Source organism: Acinetobacter sp. WU_MDCI_Abxb74 (assembly GCF_025513915.1).
GTDB lineage: Bacteria > Pseudomonadota > Gammaproteobacteria > Pseudomonadales > Moraxellaceae > Acinetobacter > Acinetobacter calcoaceticus_C.
Genome location: NZ_JAHPRP010000001.1, coordinates 848,812 through 865,246 on the forward strand (window position 1 = coordinate 848,812; position 16,435 = coordinate 865,246).

The 16,435-nt window shown below is 39.5% G+C and carries 16 protein-coding genes; 2 read left to right on the forward strand and 14 right to left on the reverse strand.

What is annotated here, in order from left to right:
* Positions 1–43 precede the first annotated feature (43 nt).
* The 14 genes from KTH84_RS04085 to KTH84_RS04150 form a co-directional block, all read right to left on the reverse strand.
* The gene (locus KTH84_RS04085; protein WP_262472111.1) at positions 44–1,498 is read right to left on the reverse strand and encodes a NosD domain-containing protein; all 1,455 of its coding nucleotides are present in this window, start codon (positions 1,496–1,498) and stop codon (positions 44–46) included.
* 19 nt (positions 1,499–1,517) lie between these two features.
* A complete protein-coding gene (gene aroD, locus KTH84_RS04090) occupies positions 1,518–2,345 on the reverse strand; it encodes a type I 3-dehydroquinate dehydratase (RefSeq protein WP_262472483.1) in 828 nt (275 codons plus the stop codon).
* Between the two features lie 68 nt (positions 2,346–2,413).
* Positions 2,414–3,043 (reverse strand): protocatechuate 3,4-dioxygenase subunit alpha, encoded by a 630-nt coding sequence (gene pcaG / locus KTH84_RS04095; protein WP_133973365.1) that lies wholly within the window; start codon positions 3,041–3,043, stop codon positions 2,414–2,416.
* Positions 3,044–3,057: 14 nt separating this feature from the next.
* Positions 3,058–3,783 carry a protocatechuate 3,4-dioxygenase subunit beta gene (gene pcaH / locus KTH84_RS04100; RefSeq protein WP_202741926.1) on the reverse strand — a complete coding sequence of 242 codons (726 nt, stop codon included), beginning with the start codon at positions 3,781–3,783 and terminating at the stop codon, positions 3,058–3,060.
* 10 nt (positions 3,784–3,793) lie between these two features.
* Positions 3,794–4,207, reverse strand: a complete 414-nt coding sequence (pcaC, locus tag KTH84_RS04105; protein ID WP_005306044.1) for a 4-carboxymuconolactone decarboxylase — start codon at positions 4,205–4,207, stop codon at positions 3,794–3,796.
* 15 nt (positions 4,208–4,222) lie between these two features.
* A complete protein-coding gene (locus KTH84_RS04110; RefSeq protein WP_042896112.1) occupies positions 4,223–5,578 on the reverse strand; it encodes an MFS transporter in 1,356 nt (451 codons plus the stop codon).
* A gap of 42 nt (positions 5,579–5,620) precedes the next feature.
* Positions 5,621–6,406, reverse strand: coding sequence for a 3-oxoadipate enol-lactonase (gene pcaD, locus KTH84_RS04115; protein ID WP_262472113.1), 786 nt, complete (start codon positions 6,404–6,406; stop codon positions 5,621–5,623).
* Positions 6,403–7,758 (reverse strand): 3-carboxy-cis,cis-muconate cycloisomerase, encoded by a 1,356-nt coding sequence (gene pcaB / locus KTH84_RS04120; RefSeq protein ID WP_262472115.1) that lies wholly within the window; start codon positions 7,756–7,758, stop codon positions 6,403–6,405. The genes pcaD and pcaB overlap by 4 nt, the downstream gene beginning before the upstream one ends.
* 2 nt (positions 7,759–7,760) lie before the next feature.
* Positions 7,761–8,972: a 3-oxoadipyl-CoA thiolase gene (pcaF, locus tag KTH84_RS04125; protein WP_262472116.1), complete on the reverse strand. Its 1,212-nt coding sequence runs from the start codon at positions 8,970–8,972 to the stop codon at positions 7,761–7,763.
* A 10-nt stretch (positions 8,973–8,982) separates the two neighbouring features.
* Positions 8,983–9,636 (reverse strand): 3-oxoacid CoA-transferase subunit B, encoded by a 654-nt coding sequence (locus KTH84_RS04130; protein WP_262472117.1) that lies wholly within the window; start codon positions 9,634–9,636, stop codon positions 8,983–8,985.
* Positions 9,637–9,654: 18 nt separating this feature from the next.
* Positions 9,655–10,326, reverse strand: coding sequence for a 3-oxoacid CoA-transferase subunit A (locus KTH84_RS04135; protein ID WP_004792014.1), 672 nt, complete (start codon positions 10,324–10,326; stop codon positions 9,655–9,657).
* A 344-nt stretch (positions 10,327–10,670) separates the two neighbouring features.
* A complete protein-coding gene (ispD, locus tag KTH84_RS04140) occupies positions 10,671–11,387 on the reverse strand; it encodes a 2-C-methyl-D-erythritol 4-phosphate cytidylyltransferase (RefSeq protein WP_262472119.1) in 717 nt (238 codons plus the stop codon).
* Positions 11,353–11,742, reverse strand: a complete 390-nt coding sequence (gene ftsB, locus KTH84_RS04145) for a cell division protein FtsB (protein ID WP_004643028.1) — start codon at positions 11,740–11,742, stop codon at positions 11,353–11,355. Before ftsB ends, ispD begins: the two co-directional genes overlap by 35 nt.
* Before the next feature lie 317 nt (positions 11,743–12,059).
* On the reverse strand, positions 12,060–14,252 hold the full coding sequence (locus KTH84_RS04150; protein WP_410374394.1) for a TonB-dependent siderophore receptor: 2,193 nt from the start codon (positions 14,250–14,252) through the stop codon (positions 12,060–12,062).
* Positions 14,253–14,680: 428 nt separating this feature from the next.
* Here KTH84_RS04150 and KTH84_RS04155 point away from each other — a divergent pair, with 428 nt between their 5' ends.
* Positions 14,681–15,361 (forward strand): hypothetical protein, encoded by a 681-nt coding sequence (locus KTH84_RS04155; RefSeq protein WP_262472120.1) that lies wholly within the window; start codon positions 14,681–14,683, stop codon positions 15,359–15,361.
* A 363-nt stretch (positions 15,362–15,724) separates the two neighbouring features.
* Positions 15,725–16,402 (forward strand): DUF421 domain-containing protein, encoded by a 678-nt coding sequence (locus KTH84_RS04160; protein WP_262472121.1) that lies wholly within the window; start codon positions 15,725–15,727, stop codon positions 16,400–16,402.
* Positions 16,403–16,435: the final 33 nt, after the last annotated feature.

The window sequence follows — 16,435 nt, forward strand, 5'->3', positions numbered from 1 at the left end:
ATTTCTATGCTGCGCCTCGGTTGAGGCGCTTCTCTTATTGTTATTATTTAATTTGTACGGCCGAACTAAGTTCAGACGTCGCTCCAAAGCGATCAGTGATATTCGCTGTAATTGAGGCAATTTTTACAGTTGGCTTCCAATTCGCTTTTGCATTACCTTGCGCATCTGTAGCAACAGTAGCAGCTCCTAAATATTGCTCAGCTTCTTTTGATGCTGCATTTTGATTTCCAAAGAACTCAACTTGATAACGTTGATTTGGTAAACCATTAATTTCTACAGCAACTGAACCATTATTAGCGGTTAATTTAGGTGCTTTAATTGCTTGGTTAGGTTGAGCATTACAGCCTTGTTGATTTGGCTGAGTACATGTTTTCTGTTGTTTCGATGGATCAACAACTACACCACCACCACGAGAACCTACAAATCCTTCGTGCTCAAGTGCAGGTACACCAAATACAATTGCACCTAAACGCTGATTTGATACACATGAACCACCCGCTTCACAGCGTTTAATATCTTTACCATTGTCCCAAATCAGGTTTTTAGTCAATGTAATTTTTGCATTTGCATCTTTTTCCGAACGAATCGCGACACCAATACGGTTACCATGGATTTTATTGCTATCGAGAATGTTGCCATCGCCTGTCATGTTAAAACCAATCGAGTTATTGGTCATTTCGTTGTAGGCAATATAGTTACGCTTACCCCAGTTAATCTGTAAGCCATCCGAATAGTTTTCGAATTTGTTACCTACTACGGCATTGTCATTACCCCACAAAATTTCAATACCTTGTGATGGCTCTGGATTTGCTTTAGTTGAAACAAAATGGTTATTTGCAATTAAGTTAAATGCAGCACCACGGGTTAGCTCTAAACCATCACCATTGTCTTGGAAAATATTATCCAACACTTTGTTGTTATTGGTGGTGGTTGCAGTTGGGTTACCTTGTCCATCATCACCAGTTAACATCACTCCAGCGCCACCGTAGTTATTGCTAATACGGTTGTGTTGAATGAGGTTGTTGCTTGAACGGTTAATCAATACACCAATACAGAAACGATGAATATCCAGTCCTTTTAAAGTAACGTTATTTACATCGCGTAGTACTAATCCCGGTAAAGTCATCGTACGTACATTTGTTCCGTACTGTTCAGGGTTTGCGCCTGGGCAAGCTTTCGCACCTTCGCCTTTTATATAGTTTGAACCATCAATCCCGATATATTCACCAGTTTTATCCCACTGGGTACCAATGATTTTGACTGGCGCTTTAATCTCTGGAAGCGCACCGTTTAGTTTAATTGCATACGGTGCTTTGCCCACTGCCTGAATCAAGATTTCGCTTGCTTCAGTCGGGTTAGCATTGGCTTGCTCAATTGCCCAACGTAAAGAACCTTTATTGTTATCGTCTTGATAACGGTCAACAACATAAGTCTGCGCAGCGGCTACCCCTGAAACCATCAAACCTAATGCAAGAGTAGTTAAACGTAATGTATTCATTTCATCATGTCCTTATGATTTACGGGTTTGTTGGTTGAACGGTTTTTAAAATCTGTTTGAGCTTGGTCACATCAATTTGACCCGGTGCAGAAGCCTCACCAATCATGCCAAAGCTATAACTTCCACCCATATTGGCTGTTGCAACACGAGAGATCGTCCCTAACTGTCCCATCGACATGGTCAATAATGGTTTTGTGGTTTGCTGACTTACTTTTAAAGTCGCATTCATTAGAGTGAAAACATCTTGTTTAGATTTTGGCATTACTGCAATTTTGAGAACATCTGCTCCAATCTGATCTTGTTTTAGCAAGCGTTTTTCAATTTCGCCTTGGCTTGGCGTTTTTTGGAAATCATGATTAGACATCACCACCAGCACTTTCTTTTGATGTGCTTTTTGAACAATTTCTGAAACAACTTTTTGATCACGGAACATTTCAACATCTAGCCAGTCCATGAACGGATTTTTTAAATAAGCCTGATAAGTCTTACCATAATCCGCATCGCTAATTTCAAGCTGGCCACCTTCGTTTTTCGTACGAATTGTGGCAATCATTGGCTTATTGCCTAAAATCTTTTTCAATTCGTGGCCCAAGGCAATCACTTGCTTTGTGTCACTAGCAAAACTCAATAAATCGATACGGAATTCTGCCAAATCAGCATCTGCTGTATTTGCAATCACTTGAGCTTGTGCCAAAGCTTGTTCTTTGGTTTTTGCTGTAATCGGAACAATCGTTTTAACAGCTATAGCCGCAGGTTGTGTTTGAGTAGCTAAAGCAACAGGTTCAGCATTCACTTGTGCTGTAAAAAATGGAAGTGCAAGCAAACTTAAGCTTAATAATGTTTTCATGTTCATATCGTTCATCCTTAAAAGGCTACACGCATCCATGGGCGATCATGTGTAGCCTTGGGTGTTTCTTAAATATCAAAAAATACGGTTTCATCATCGCCTTGAATACGAATATCAAAGCGGTAAATAACTTCACCATTTTCTTCAGAACGTTTTGCAATAAGGGTCTGGCGACGCGGTGCCCATTCAATGCTATTTAGAATTGCATCATTAGCATTTGCTTCGGCTTCATCTTCAAAATAAACACGTGTATGAAGACCTAAATTAATACCACGAGCAAATATCACTAAAGCGATATGTGGTGCTTGAGTTGAACCTTTACGACCAGCAGTTGCACCCGGTTTAATGGTATTAAAGCTCCAAATACCCGTTTCAAAGTCTGCACCTGTACGGCCCCAACCTTGAAAAGCGGGGTCAGCTTTTTGCTCACGTGTATCAGCTTGACTTGGGTAAATACCATTTGCATCGGCCTGCCAAATCTCGATAAGCACATCACGTAACGGCAAACCTAATCCGTCAAATACTTGCCCTTCAAGACGGATACGCTGGCCTTGAGTTTGGTCTTGTACAAGCTGGTTATTAAAGTTGTTTTCAAAAACCTCAATATTTGCTTGTTGTGGCAACAAACCAATGTGAACGTAAGGACCACCTGTTTGAGATGGAGTTTCTTTTAATTCCTGAAAATTCCAGTTATTCATGCTAAGGCTCCTGATTAAGTCAAATCATTTTCGAAGTAAGTCGCTCGACGACCACGCAAAGTGATGTCAAAACGGTAACAACGGCTATCAGCTTCGATAAAGTTGTTTTTATCTTCTAGTGCAATCAATGCACGACGTTGATCTTCAGAAGGAATCGTTTTTAAGATCGGGCAAGTATCGATGAGCGTATCGCCTTCAAAATAAAACTGTGAAATTAGGCGCTGAGCCCAGCCATCAGCAATTAAAGAGAAATGGATGTGTGCCGGACGCCATTCATTAATGCGGTTACGCCACGGATATGGACCCGGTTTAATGGTACGGAAAATATAAAAGCCATTTTCATCGGTTAATGTACGACCACAACCACCAAAGTTAGGGTCCATAGCACCAATATATTTATCGTTCGGATGACGGTAACGGCCCGAAGCATTGGCTTGCCATACTTCTAAAAGTGCATTTTTTACAGGACGACCAAATTGGTCGCGAACATAACCATGAACAATGACACGCTCACCAATTGGCAAACCATCTTTGGCATAGTTCAAAATCAAATCGTTATCTTTTGGGCCAAACAAATTTGAAGAAAAATGCGGTGAAGTGACTTCAGTTAAAGTCTCATTAATAGAAATCAATGCATTTTTTGGCGAACGTAAAACACTTGTCTTATAACCTGTCGCATATGCAGGTGGATGATCTTCTGTATTACGTTGGGCGTAAGCACCCCAGCTATGTTGTGACATCTTTATCTCCTTAATCCTGTTCTTTCGCTGCAACTGAGTTGACTTCTATTCCCAACTCTTTAAAGACTTCTTCGGCCATATGCATTGCAGCGTTTGCAGCAGGTAAACCTGCATAGAGTGAGCTATGTAAGATCAACTCTTTTAAATCTTCTTTAGTTACACCATTGTTGAAACATGCACGTAAATGCATACGTAATTCATCTTCGCGGCCCAGAGCCAATAAAATTGCAATGGTGACTAAACTACGTGTATGGCGTGGTAAGCCTGGACGAGACCACACTTCACCCCATGCATAACGACTAATAAAATTTTGAAAATCTTGGTTAAAGTCATTTAGATTTTGCAAAGACCGACCCACATGCTTTTCACCCAAAACTTCAGTCCGCACTTCAATGCCTTGTTTATAGCGTTGTTCATCATTCATTGTGATAGACCTCTATTAAGTTGCATCGGTATGCGCAACAAGTGATTTAACAAATACAGCAACAGCCGCAGCAGTCGCTGGAATTAGTAATAAACTGAGAATGGCAGTAAACGACCAATCATTACCAAGTAATACAGCCCCAATCCAAGCACCAACTACCGCACCAAAACGTCCAATACCTGTCATCCAAGACACACCTGTTGCACGGCATTGAGTTGGGTAGAAACGTGCACTTAAAGCTGGCATTGAAGATTGCGCACCATTAATCGCGATACCTGCGCAAAGAACCAACACAGCAAGTAAAGTTGAATTCCCTAAGCTTTGACCCACAGCAATTGCAAATAGACCAGCGGCAAAATAGAAGATGGCAATCACTCGGTTCGGGTTGAACTTGTCCATTGCCCAGCCAATAAATAAAGCACTTACCACACCACCGAACTGGAACAATCCACCAATGAATGCAGCACGCTCCATTGAAGCACCTGTTTCACGCATGAGGGTTGGTAACCAACTTGTAAGCAAGTAAACAACAACCAATCCCATAAAATAGGTCAACCAAAGCAAAAGTGTTCCTTTCGCATAGGGTTTAGAAAACATAATTCCAAAGACATTTTTCTTTTGAGCTGTTTCAGTTTTTTCTTCTGGAACATAAAAAGTGCTTACATCTTGAACTTGAGTTGGCGCAATATGATTTAAAATTTTGCGTACTTTTTCAGGGTCTTTACCTTTCACAATTAAAAAGCGATAAGACTCAGGTAAAACGAAAATCACTAAAATCATTAAAATCAGAGGAGACCAACCACCTAGCAAAAATAAACTATGCCAGCCATAAGTCGGAATCAGCCAACTACTAATAAAGCCACCTGTTGCCATACCTAAGTTGTAGCCACAGAACATACATGTCACGAGTAATGAACGAATGCGTGTTGGACAGTATTCAGAAAATAATGTAGTGGCATTTGGCATAGCTGCACCCAGCCCAATACCTGTCAAAAAGCGCAATACAACAAGGTTATCCAGATTTGTTGCATAGGCAGATGCCAAGGTAAAACCACCAAAAATAAGCATTGAAACAGCTAAAACAATTTTGCGACCAAAACGGTCAGCTGTTGGGCCAGAAACCAAAGCTCCAATAATCATTCCACCAAGTGCAGCACTCATCACTGGGCCTAACTGAGAGCGGTCAACGCCCCAATCCTGAGCCAAAGCTGGAGCGATAAAACCCATCGCAGCAGTATCGATACCATCAGTAAAAATAATTAAGAAACAGATGATTGCGATCATCCATTGATACTTACTGAGTGGAGCATCATTGATCAGTGCTTGAGCATCGATACTTTTATTTGGTGCAGCGTAATCCTGAGACGCCATATTTGCCTCCTTAAGGCCAATTCCTTTTAAACTGCTAAATTTCTAGAGCTGTTGAATAAACCGAGTTAATTCCTGAGTAAATTTTTGCGGTTGCTCAATATTAGACAGATGTGATGCATCCACTTTCGCAAGTTGACTGTTGTTAATTGCTCGCTGCATAAACTCAGCATCTATTACTGTAGTCACCGGATCTTCTGTTCCTGCAATCAGCAGTACCGGAATTTGGATTTGTGCAATTTCATCTCTTAAATCGGCATGTGCTAAAGCACGACATGCATTGGCATAACCTTGTGCTGGTGTATTTGCAAGACTTTGAATGGTCATCTGTGCAACAACATTATGTTGATAGTCAAATTTTTCACTAAACCAGCGGGTGTGTGTCGTTTTAACCAACTCAGCCAGACCATTTTGCTCTACAGATTCAGCACGGCTCAACCAAGCATCAGCCTGCCCAATTTTAGCTGCTGAGTTCGCAACAGTAATGCTATGAAAGCGCTCTGGATAATGGATACCTAACCAAAGCCCTGTAATGCCACCCATTGAAATGCCACAAAAGTGAGCTTTTTCAATATTTAAAGCATCTAAAATATCTACAACATCTTCCGCTAAATTTTGCAATGAAGTGTCGCCAATCACCTCGCTTTCACCATGGCCTCGTGTATCATATGTAATGACATTGAAATGATTTTTAAGTTCATTTACTTGTGGTTGCCACATACCATGGCCTGTTCCTAACGAATTAGAAAACACAAGCACAGGAGCATCTTTTAAGCCTTCAGTGTATACAGCTAACTGTTTACCTTGACGGTTGCTAATAGTCTGTTTCACTTTGGCTCTCCTTGTGCTTCTTGCAAAACTGCATCAATCTGTTGCTGAATATTGCCTAAATAGTTTTCTGGTTTAAATATTTCCACAATTTCATCTTGGCTGAACTGTGCTTTTACTTCATCTAACTGGCTAACGACATCGCATAAATGCTGGTTTTGTGCCACTGCTGTTTTACAAGCTGCTTCAACCAAATGATGAGCATTTAAACGGCCAATTTTTGGAGCAAGTGCCATCATGACTGCTTCTGCCATAATCAATCCATTGGTACACTCAAGGTTTCGTTGCATATGCTCAGCATTAACTTCGAAACCTTGTAAAACCTCACCAGTACGACTCAATACTCCAGCACAAAGCTGAAAAATTTCAGGAACTGCCAACCATTCTGCATGCCACGCACCTAAGCTACGTTCATGTTCCTGTACCATACTTTGGTAAATGCTAGACATGAGTGCTGGCACACGGTTTGCTGCCGCAAGTACTGAAGCAGCCGCAACCGGATTGCGTTTATGAGGCATGGTTGATGAACCACCACGACCTTTCGCTGTGGGTTCAAACAATTCTGCAATTTCGGTTTGCATCATAAGAGACCAATCACGTGCCATTTTGCCTGTATTACCAACAATCATGCCAAGCACACTTGCGATTTCTACAATACGGTCACGCTCACCATGCCACGTACTTGTTGGAACACTCAAATTCAGCTGTTTAGCAAATGCACTAACCACAAGTGAACCTTGATCTTGTAAAGAAGCTAAGGAACCAACAGCACCGCCTAACTGGGCAGTGAATACACGTGGTTTCATCTCTTCAATACGATCTAAATCACGTTTAAATGCAGAAGCCCAACGAGCAAGTTTATGCCCTAAGGTAATTGGCAAAGCTTGTTGTAACCAAGTGCGTCCAATCATGACTTGATGGCGATATTGTTTCGCTTGTTGTAATGCAGTGGTGTAACACTGTTGAAGTTGAGCTTCCACAATGTTCAACGCATCACGACATTGCAAAATACACGCTGTGTCTAAAATATCTTGACTGGTTGCGCCCCAATGCACATAGCGTGAAGCATCTTCATCAATATCTTTAACAATTGCTGTAAGTTGTTTTACAAACGGAATAGCAATATTCCCAGCTAGTCCAGTTGCCACTGCTAAAACTGGAAAGTCAAACTTTTCTAGTGCTTGTTCAGCCACTTGTGCAATTGTGTTAGCCGCACTTTGAGGAATCACACCAACTTGTGCCTGTGCTTGAGCTAGCGCAACTTCAACCTGAATCATGTATGTAATTAATGATGAATCACTAAAGATGTCAGTGACGTCTTTTTGATAAAACAAGCTGGCATATAACTGGCTCATGATTAGACTCTCTCAATAATGAGTGCAATGCCTTGGCCCACACCAATACACATTGAACACAAGGCATAACGTCCACCTGTTTGTTCAAGCTGGTTTAAGGCTGTTGTTACGAGGCGTGCACCTGAAGCGCCAAGTGGATGACCCAAAGCAATTGCACCACCGTTTGGATTTACCTTGGCAGAATCATCTGGCAAACCTAAATCACGGGTGACTGCCAAAGCCTGTGCAGCAAAAGCTTCATTTAACTCAATCACATCCATCTGATCTAAGGTCAGGTTAGCTTGTTTAAGAAGCTTCTTGATTGCAGGTGCCGGAGCGAACCCCATAATGCGGGGTTCTACACCCACAGCTGTAGAGGCAATGATCTTGGCACGTGGTTTTAGGTTGTAAGCTTGAACTGCATCATCAGATGCGATCAGTAATGCTGCTGCACCATCGTTAATGCCCGAAGCATTACCCGCAGTGACTGTGCCATCCGCTTTTACAACAGGTTTAAGTTTGCTTAAAGCTTCAAGTGTAGTTGATGCACGTGGATGTTCATCGGTATCGATCACAACAGCATCCCCCTTACGCTGAGGGATTTCAACTGCCACGATTTCTTTAGAAAAAAAGCCTTTGGCTTGCGCGCTTGCGGTGCGTTGTTGGCTCACCAAGGCAAACTGGTCCTGATCTGCACGATTCACGTTGAACTGTTCAGCCACGTTTTCGGCAGTCTGGGGCATGGTGTCAACACCATACAATTCTTTAAGTTTTGGGTTAATGAAACGCCAGCCCATGGTGGTGTCTTCAATTTTCTGGCTACGACCAAAAGCACTATCTGACTTACCCATCACATAGGGTGCACGGCTCATGCTTTCTACACCACCAGCAATCACCAAGTTCGCTTCACCTGCCTTAATAGCACGGGCTGCCATAGCAATGGCATCGAGTGAAGAACCACAGAGACGGTTAATGGTGGTTGCTGGTACTTGATAAGGTAAGCCTGCAAGTAGTGCTGACATACGGCCGACATTACGGTTGTCTTCACCGGCCTGGTTGGCACAGCCATAGATCATATCATCGACCTGTTCCCAATCTATATTTGGGTTACGCTGCATGAGAGCTTTAATCGGCACAGCGCCAAGGTCATCGGCACGGACAGGTGCAAGACCACCGGCATAACGGCCGAATGGGGTACGGATAGCATCAATGATATAAGCGTTTTTTAAAGTCATTTCTACGTCCTTATCCTTGTGTCGCATCAATCAAAGTTGCACCTGTTAAAGCCTGCAACTCATCAAAGCTGAGACCTTCCACTTTCTCAATCACTTTCAAACCATCCTTCGTGACATCAATCACACAAAGGTCAGTGTAAATACGGTCAACACAGCGTTTACCCGTCACCGGATAGCTCAGCTCAGCCACAATCTTCGGTTCACCTTGCTTGGTTACATGATCTGTGGTGATAAATACTTTCTTGGCACCTACTGCCAAATCCATCGCACCACCAACAGCAGGAATCGCATCCGGTGCACCCGTGTGCCAGTTCGCCAAGTCACCATTCGCTGCAACCTGAAAGGCACCCAGCACTGCAATATCAAGGTGACCACCGCGCATCATGGCAAATGAGTCACCATGGTGGAAAAAGCTGCCACCTTCTAGCATGGTCACAAACTCTTTACCTGCATTAATCAGTTCAGGGTCTTCTTCACCCGCCACTGGTGGTGGGCCAAAAGCCAATAAACCATTTTCAGAATGAAGGAAAATATCTTTGTCGTTAGGTAAATAGCTTGCAATCTTGGTTGGCAAGCCAATGCCCAAGTTCACATATGCACCATCAGGAATGTCCTGTGCCACACGTTTTGCAATCTGGTCACGGCTGAGTTTCTGGTAGCTCATGTTATTTCTCCTTATTGCTTACTGTGCTGGCGCGACTTGAACAACGTGCTGTACAAAGATACCTGGGGTGATAATGTGTTCTGGATCTAGTCCACCTAATTCAACTACCTCAGAAACCTGAGCAATGGTGACATCCGCAGCCATAGCCATGATCGGGCCAAAGTTACGGGCAGATTTACGGTAAACCAGATTGCCCCAGCGGTCGCCCTTGTAAGCTTTAATTAAGGCGAAGTCCGCCTTAATTGGATATTCAAGTACGTAGTCTTTACCATCGATCTGGCGGGTTTCTTTGCCTTCAGCTAAAAGTGTTCCAAAGCCTGTTGGGGTAAATACCGCTCCGAGTCCCATACCTGCTGCCTGAATACGACAAGCCAAATTACCTTGCGGAACCACTTCAAGCTCGACCTTTCCGGCACGGTACAGTTCATCAAATACATAAGAGTCAGATTGACGTGGGAAAGAACAGATCACTTTTTTAACTGAACCAGCCTTCAGCAATTTAGCCAGACCGTAATCGCCATTACCGGCATTGTTGCTGACAATAGTCAGGTCCTTAATACCCAGTTCAATCAGTCCGTCAATGAGTTCAGCGGGTTGTCCTGCGGTACCAAAACCACCAATCAGGATGGTGGCACCATCTTTAATCTGCGATAGAACCTCGCTAAGTGAGGACTTACTTTTGTCAATCATTAGACAACTCCATTGTGCTCATTGAAGAAGAGATAGGTAAGAGAGTTAGACACACTGAGGCGAGAAGAATAGATAAATATTTTCACTCAATCCCGAGTGTTTCCCTTAGATTTCCCTTTTAAACATTCTTGATAATTTTTATAATTTGATCTAGTTATCCCGCTATGGTTTTGTTCGGTATAAGTGTTATTTGTTCGATGATCGAACATTATCTATGTGTAGTTGCCCGATCTTGTTAAATCGTAAGACTTATAAATGTAAAAGAATATGAGTTGTTATAAATAGATATGTAGAAAGAATTGCTTAGACAGTTTAATTATCCAAGCAATTTTAAAATAATCAAATTAAGACTGAGATTGAAGAATCAAACGCGCAAGTTCTAAGTCATCAGGATAGGTAATTTTTATATTATCCGAACGTCCCATCACAACCTGTACAGTTTCACCCATATATTCGAGTGCACTTGCCTCATCGGTAATAGTGACGTTATTCTCTAAAGCCTGTTCAATTGCTTTTTTGAGTTTACCAATTTTGGTAATTTGAGGAGTTTGAGCTTGCCATAATAAATCTCGGCTGACCGTTTTATCAATATGATTGCCTGTCTTAACCTGCTTTAAAGTATCACGAACAGGAATTGCTAAAATAGCGCTCTCATTTGATTCAATTGCCTTTGCCACAAGAGCATTCAAACACTCAATTGTTACACAAGGCCGAGCCGCATCATGTACAAGCACCCAATCATTTTCATCGGCAAAATTTAAAAGATGATTTAACGCATTTAGCACCGAATGGACTCGCTCGGCTCCACCAGTACAAAAATGCGCCTTATCTATATTTTGAAATGCAAGAGTCTGGGCAAAGGTATCTTGTGTACCAATTGCCAAAACATAACCATTTAAAGGAAGCTGACTTATACGCCCAATAGTGTGTTCTAAAACAGTCCTATCCTGAATATATTGATACTGCTTCAATTCAGTTTTAGAAAATCGACTTCCCGATCCTGCAGCTGGAATCACTGCCCATAATTTAGTCTGGGATATCTGGAGATGCAGGTGTCTCATTCGTTTCCAAATCAACTTTAGCGTTCGGGTCAATATAAATAGGCTTGTAATGGGTACTGATTGTACTCATTTGAACAAATGTCTCGTGAGGTTTAACCAAACCAAGATCAAGGCGAGCATGTTCTTCTATTGCTTCTGTACCATTTTTAAGGTCAAAAACCTCTGCCGCCAAAATACGGTTCCGTTCTTTAAGCTCTTCATTTACCTCAGCTTGTTGCTGAATTTGTTGCATGAGAGCTTGATGAGGGATATAACCACCCTCACCTAACCAAAATTGATATTGCAGTATAGCTACTAAAACAATAACCAGTAGCAATATCAGTTTGCTTGAAGTGGATCGAAATACTTCTAACATATCATTAAGATTTTTAATTAAAAACTTTCGTTAAGAGTTTGTATTGTATAGTAATTAACAAACAACATGCGCAATTCCTGCAAAAATTTAAGCAAAATTATTAATGGGCATATTACTTTAATTGACCATTGTGACTTGTATCATTTTGTCAAAAATGAATGGAATTTGAAAGGGAAATAATATTTATAAGTACAACTGCTTATAAATCAATCTATGCACCTAAACGCTAGTCTAAGTATAATTAAATTATGCTGAGTAAATATAGAAAAACCCTCATCAGAGGGCTTTCACAAATCGACTGCTTATGAGAGTCTAAATCAGAAATTATAACGAACACTTACTGTTGCATTTCGTGGTGTTCCCCAATTCATTGAGTTTTCACCAATACCTTCGTAATACTTCTCATCAAATATATTATCAATATTGAATTGAAGTTTGATATTTTTATCTACTTGATAGCCTAGCATCGCATTTGCTAAAACATAAGCATCTTGCTCAATACGGGAGCTTCCACTACCCGTGTAGTATTTACTCTTATAATTTAAACCAAATCCTGCACTCCATTGATCAAGTTTGTACTTAACAAATAAATTCGAAGTTGTTCGAGAGTTTGTCGTATTAACCTTTGTACCTTTTGCATCTTTTGCTTCGAAATTAGCAACACCGAAACTAATCCCCCAGTTGTCGTTAATTTCACCATCAGCTTCAAATTCAAAGCCCTTACTTTCAACCCCATCTACAGCTCGATAAGCCTGCTCTGTAGTTTGTGTACCATTGCGAATAATGAATCGGCCAGGTATCGATTCAGCAAAATTAGATTGCTCGATCCGGAATACTGACAACGCTGTATTAAAACGCCCTCCAAACCATTCGCTCTTTAACCCCGCCTCATAACTCTTACCTGTAATCGGGTCAATATATTGATCATTTACATCTTTACGTTCTTGAGGTTTGAAAATTTCTGTATAACTCGCATACACAGAATGATCTGGGGCAAAATCATAAATAGCGCCAATATATGGTGCTAATTCATTGTTAAATTCACGGTTACCTTTATCATTTTCAGACTTATATTCCCAATTAGATAAACGTGCACCAGCAATAATTTTTAAAGGATCAAGAATTTGAAATTTACCAGCAATATATGCGGCAGTTTGTGTAGTTTCATTTAGCGCATTTTTACCGTTTAAAACAACAGGCTGAAGCAACTCTTGAGCTATATCGTTATAGTTAAGCGGACCACCTAAATATTTTTCAATGTCTTGGTTTGTGTTAGATCCACCAAAAATATCTTTCGTCTTTTCGTTCTTATTCCAAGATCCACCAATAATGATTTCTTGTGGAAGATTAAAAAGCGTAAATGGTGCATTGATAAAAACATCAATATTGTTTTCTTCATTTGCAGCTTTTGCACCATATACAGAAACATAATCAGCTTTATGCTTCTCATCATTCGGATTTTCTAATGGGCTGGTATTGGTCGCCTTATCTACTTGGCCTGCTGTATATAACAACATAGAGTCCGTATCTTCTTTGCGGAATGTATAAGCTATATTTAAATTAATGTCATTAAATAAATTCTGCTTTAAGTTTGCAAATACTGCGGTTGTATTCACATCCCAATAAGTCCAAGGCGCACTTACTGTTAAGCTTCTAGAAAAATTAGTACGAGTCCCATCAGTATAAAAAGCCGGTGTCCCGCCCCAACGGATACCGTCACGGTGTAACTCTTGATAAGTAGCTCCAAGCGACATGCTTGTTTTATCACTCAGGTCATAATCAAGGGCACCATAAAATACATTCCGTTCTTTCTCATAAAAATCCATAAATGATTTTTCATCAGAATGCTTTACAAACATACGGCCACGTAAAGACCCATCAGCATTAAGCGGTGTAGAGATATCTGCTGAGCTGCTCCACGAGTTCCATGAACCCAAAGATGTACTAACATTACCTGTAAGCTCTTTGGCATTAGCATGTTTACGGATCATGTTGAGTGCCATCGCGGGATTCCCCGCGCCTGTTGTTAAGCCATTAGCACCTTTAACGACTTCAACACGATCATAAATATCTAGATCAAGATCGCCTATACTTAAGTTGGTTGTACTAGGCATTCCATCCAGTAAATAATAATCCACCTCAAAGCCACGCGCATAAGCTTTTTGGCGCTCATCGGTGCGTGAAGTTGAAACACCCGTAATATTGTTCATTAAATCTTGAAAAGAATCGATTTTTCGATCATCTAAATATTCACGAGTTAAAACTTTGACCGATTGAGGAGTTTCACGAAGAGACAAATTTAATTTTGTAGAAGTATTTGTGCTTTTTGCTGTATAGCTACCCGAACCTTCGGTAACAGCGGAATTTTCTTGTTCTGCTTGCACTTTTATCGTTTCTAAAGTGGCTGTTCCCATTGCCTCATCTGCATAAACAATTGAAGGTACTGTTAAAGCCATAGAAAGTGCTAAAGGGTGAACTCTAAATGCTTTTCTAAAGAGCGGATTGTACATAAGAAAATTCCATAATAACCAATGTGCTGTACCATATGTTTAGCCTTTCACTACCATGTTCCTTGTTACACAGTAGCAAAAGATCGGCACAAAAATTAACATGAATGATAATTGTTATCAACTTCAAGTTAATAATTATTCTTATTTATGTAGATTAAATTATTAATCTATAAAGTATTAAGCATGTAATAGCTATCCATGCACAAAAAAGGATTTCTAACAGGTTGAGTACAGATCCTGTTGAATTATAGTGCTCAAACAAAGGGCCTTATGTTATTGATTCAATAAAAAATATAAACTAATTTTCAAATTAAGATTTACCATGGAACTGCTCAATAATGAGAGAAATAAAAAACTACACAGTATTTTATTTTATATTTTATTATTCTTATCAAATCTCATAAAAGAGAATAAGGGTATAAATTGTAGTGCACAAAATTTTAGCGTTTTCTTTAGTAAGCTTAGGTTTAAGCGCTTGTGATCACCCTACTGATGATAGCCCTTCAAAAATAGTTAATATGAAGGATACTCAGAAGAAACATAGACAAGTTAATACTTATATATATGAATATAATGATATTATTTACAACCTAAATACTGAACAAGACCAAATTACGGCTCATTTAAAATTAAAAAATTTATTAAAAAAGATACCTTCTAATGATAACAACTTAAACTTTTTAAAAACTAAACGTAAAATACTTGTACACTTAGGTTGTCTTAATGAAGCTTATATAGTTACTGAAAAAATACTAGCAAAAACAGATAGTTCAAACCTACAAGAGATACAATGCATTTTCTTAAGTAAAATGAAAAAAGATGCTCATGAAGTAAAAGCATGTTATGAAAAAACCGCGAATAGTTATTTAAATGAGATAAATTTAATCCCTAAAGCTGCTTTGCGATATCAATATGCTTTATGGGGCCATTATGCAGCCATGTTTCATGCTGGACACATAGAATATAAAGATAAACTCCAAGAAATTATCAATTATCACAACATTGAGGATCATAAAAAAACTTATCAACAAATGTATGAAAACGTTATGAATCCATCTATTTTTCAAAAACGTTTAGATTCGATCCCTTATACTTCTTATTGTTATTAAGCTATTTTCTTAAATCTTATTATCAGACATATTTACAGCTTATATCTTTATTAAGATTAATTTATTCAATAATAAGAAAGAACGTCTCGGAATATAACTCCTAATATTTGTACTTCTCTCTATAAATACAAACTCATATAACTTTTAAAATGCCTCTTGATAAGTCTATTGTTTTGATGCACCTTCTTTTGATCAGATGATCCATAGGAAGTTGACTCATAAAAAATTGTTTGAGAAAAATTCATAAAAAGTTGCATATATTTCGAATTTTTAACCAATAACTACTTAAAAAGTATATTTTTTCTATTTTTAATTTGCTAAGAATTTTATAAAGATTTCTTTCACCTATCAAAAGGAGAAAAAATGGATTTTTTTAATATTTTCATAGGTGACACGACCTGGAACTTTGTTTTAGAAATTCTAGTGCGATGTACCGTGATGTTCATAATCATTATTAGTTTTTTAAGATTATCTGGTAAGAGAGGTATACGTCAGCTCTCCCTTTTTGAACTCGCAATTATTTTATGTTTAGGTTCAGCTGCCGGTGACCCAATGTTTACTAAGGACCTACCTATTGCCCATGCCTTCGTCGCGTTTATCGTTATTCTTTTTCTTTATCGATTTGCTACATGGAGCATGGTAAAGCATAAAAAAATTGAAGATTTGCTTGAAGGAAAAGCACTTTGTATTGTTAAGGATGGCCTTGTAGTCTACAAAGATTTCCAAAGACAATCATATTCACATGATGAGTTTTTCTCGGAAATGCGTCAACAAAATGTTGAACATCTTGGACAAGTGAGAACAGCTTTGCTGGAGTCCGATGGTATTCTCAGTCTGCTTTATTTTGAAGATGAGGATGTAAAATGGGGCTTGCCATTATTCCCTGATGCTTATTGCAAAGCGGACGTACTTAAAATCAATACTTTTTATTCATGTATGAAATGTGGTGAAACTAAAATTTTAAATAAAATCGATCAAGAATGTATCCGTTGCAAACATCACAGTTGGGCTGAGTCTTTAAAAACACGCCGATTAGGATAATAAAAAGGTGCTATTTCCTATTAAAAACAGAAA